The organism is Mycobacterium sp. (assembly GCF_049673265.1).
Lineage (GTDB): Bacteria > Actinomycetota > Actinomycetes > Mycobacteriales > Mycobacteriaceae > Mycobacterium.
On record NZ_JBATXN010000663.1, the window covers coordinates 1 to 2,869 of the forward strand.

The following is a 2,869-nucleotide window of genomic DNA, read 5'->3' on the forward strand; positions in this document are numbered from 1 at the left end:
GGCTTCCGGTCGCCCACCACATCGGCGAGACCCCACCGAAAACACCGTGCCAGTTCAACAGCGTGGTGGTCGGCATGATGATCAACATCGACGGGTTCCGGGAACAGTTCGCGAAGTACATCTTCTCTGGAATACTCGACGACCACCCCAGCCTGCGAATCGGCTGGTTCGAAGGCGGGATCGCCTGGGTGCCTTGGGCTTTGCAGGATGCCGAGCATCTGGTGGCGTCGTATCAGCACATGTTCAATCGGCCCCTGGAGCATGACGTGCGCTATTACTGGGACAGCCACATGAGCGCATCGTTCATGGTCGACCCGCTCGGGCTGAAGCTGATTGATCAAATCGGTATCGACAAGGTGATGTGGTCGAGCGATTATCCGCATAACGAAAGCACATTCGGATATTCGGAGAAATCGTTGGCCGCCGTAGTCGATTCGGTCGGTGCCGAGGCCGCGGCGCGGATCGTCAGTGGCAATATCACAAAATTCCTGAATCTTTCATGACGACATTTTTGCCCTCACCGTCGTCTGCGCTCGACATCCCGGACGCGCCCGATCTTGATCGGATGCGTCGCGAGACCGGCGCGCGGCTGCGCGCGGCAATGGCCGAGCGCGGCGTGGATGCCTTGCTGCTGCTTGGAAACAACAACGTCGTCTATGCCACCGGGGTGAGCTGGCCGTTGGGTGACGCCGGGTTGTCTCACGTCGAGCGCCCGGTTGCAGTGGTGCTCGCCGACGACCCGCACCCGCACCTGTTCCTACCGTTCCGGGAAGGCGCCGCGTCGGAATCGGGGCTGCCCGTTGACCATTTGCACGGCCCGGTCTATCTGGAGTTCGACGAAGGAGTGGAGAACTTCGCGCGGTTTATCGAGGATATGGTCCCGGCCGGGGCGGTTCTCGCGGTGGACGAACTGACCGGCGCCATGCGGCGCGCGCAGCCACGACTCTTCCGGGCCGGCCGGCCGGCCGACGCCGCGCAGATTATCGGCGCCGCCAAGGTCATCAAGACCCCCGACGAGCTGGCCTGCATCCGGACCGCCTGCCGAATCACCGACGAGGCCATGGTCGACGTGCAGGCCGCGCTGGTCCCGGGAATTCGGCAGATCGAGCTGTCGGCCGGCTTCATGCGCCGGGCGTTCGAACTGGGCGCGATGGCCAGCATGCTCGAACCGATCTGGCAGGTGATGCCGGCAAGCAAGGCAGACGGGGTCTGGACCACCCACGGCGATTTGGCGTTGCCGCTGTTGACAACTGAGCGCGAACTGGTTGCCGGTGACGTGCTGTGGACCGATGTCAGCATCACCTACGCTGGCTATTGCTCTGATTTCGGCCGCACCTGGGTGGTCGGCCAACAACCCACACCGCGCCAGCAGGCACAATTCACCAAGTGGCGGGAAATCCTGGACGCGGTGCTCGACGTGACGAAAGCCGGCGCCACCGCGGCCGACTTGGGCAGGGCGGCAACGAAAGCCAATGGTGGCACCCGGCCGTGGCTGCCGCACTTCTATCTGGGTCATGGAATCGGCGTGAATGCCGCCGAAATGCCGATGATCGGCACCGATCTCGGCGACGAGTTCGACGAGAACTTCGTCTTCGAACCCGGAATGGTGGTGGTGCTGGAACCGGTGGTGTGGGAGGACGGCACCGGCGGATATCGCAGCGAAGAGATCGTCGTCATCACCGAGGAAGGCTGGATTCCGTTGACCGACTACCCCTATCACCCTTATGGGACGCGCTACGACGATGCAGAGCACCAGCGATGAGGTGGGGGCACCTCCCGCTTGCGGGGGAGAGTAGCGCAGATGGGAACTGAGGTTCTGCCTGACGACCGCGCACTGCGCGGGGGTCGCCGGGCCCGGGCGCTGGCCCAGATGGAAAACCACGACCTGGACGTCCTGGTGCTGGGTCGGCAGGCCAACGTGCGGTATGTCTCGGGTGCGCCGCAGCTGTGGGTGGCCGGGACCCGTCCGTTCGGGCCGACCTGCGTGGTCGTTCGGGAGACGGGCGCCATCCACCTGCTCAGCACCTGGGACGAGGGGGTTCCCGACGACATTCCGCACGAGAACCTGTACGGCATCTCCTGGAATCCGATGAACACCATCTCGGTGCTGAAGAGTATCGAAGGCGCGGTGACCGCCAAACGCGTTGGCAGCGATGCGCTTTCACCCGGATTCGCCCAACTTCTGCCGATGGCGTTCCCTAACGCGGAGCTGGTCGACGGTGAGCTGGCCATGCGCGCCGCCCGCCGTATCAAGACCTCCGAAGAAGTGGCGGCGCTGCGTGAGGCCATCCGGGTAGCCGAGGTCGGGTTGGCCGCGGCCGTCGCCGAGCTGCGACCGGGCGTCAGCGAGAAGACGCTGGCCGGCGTGCTACTGGAGGCGATGGCGGCCGGTGGGGTGAGCACGCCGTCGACCCAGGATGCCGCGTGGGTCACCTCACGCGACCACCCGTGGCGACGGGCGAGTGCCGACGGACGCGTCCAATCGGGTGATTTGGTGGCGTTCTCGGCGGGCGTGCTCGATGGTGGCTACACCGGTGAGGTCGGACGCACCTGGCCGGTCGGTGACCCCGACCGTGCCGCCGACCTGTATCGGCGATGGGATGCGCTGTGGCACCGGCTATATGAAGCATGCCAACCTGGTGTTCCCAGTACCGACCTGCTGTCCGCCTACCACGCGGCGGGCGAGCAGCTGCCGCCGATGCCGATAGCCCGGGGCCTGGGTATGGGATTCGACCCGCCGGTAGTTTCGCAGCACTTGCCGGCGACCGCCGCCGAGGAGCGACTGGAGGCTGGGATGGTGCTCGCCGTTACCGGTTATGTCTGGCAAGAAGGCGTCGGCGCGATATTCGGGCGAGAGGCGGTGTTGATC

Annotated in this window: 3 protein-coding genes; all 3 read left to right on the plus strand. The window is 65.1% G+C overall.

Going from position 1 to position 2,869, the window contains the following annotated elements; translation table 11 throughout:
* A partial coding sequence (locus WBF82_RS22460) for an amidohydrolase family protein (RefSeq protein ID WP_424385135.1) occupies positions 1-503 on the plus strand: 503 nt, incomplete at its 5' end.
* A complete protein-coding gene (locus WBF82_RS22465) occupies positions 500-1,762 on the plus strand; it encodes a M24 family metallopeptidase (protein WP_424385136.1) in 1,263 nt (420 codons plus the stop codon). The genes WBF82_RS22460 and WBF82_RS22465, both read left to right, overlap by 4 nt.
* Before the next feature lie 39 nt (positions 1,763-1,801).
* Positions 1,802-2,869, plus strand: a 1,068-nt coding sequence (locus tag WBF82_RS22470) for a M24 family metallopeptidase (RefSeq protein ID WP_424385137.1), incomplete at its 3' end; no start/stop codon positions are given.

Excerpts from the sequence above, each read along its gene's own strand:
- WBF82_RS22465 (WP_424385136.1), top strand. The coding sequence starts at position 500 with ATGACGACATTTTTGCCCTCACCGTCGTCTGCGCTCGACATCCCGGAC.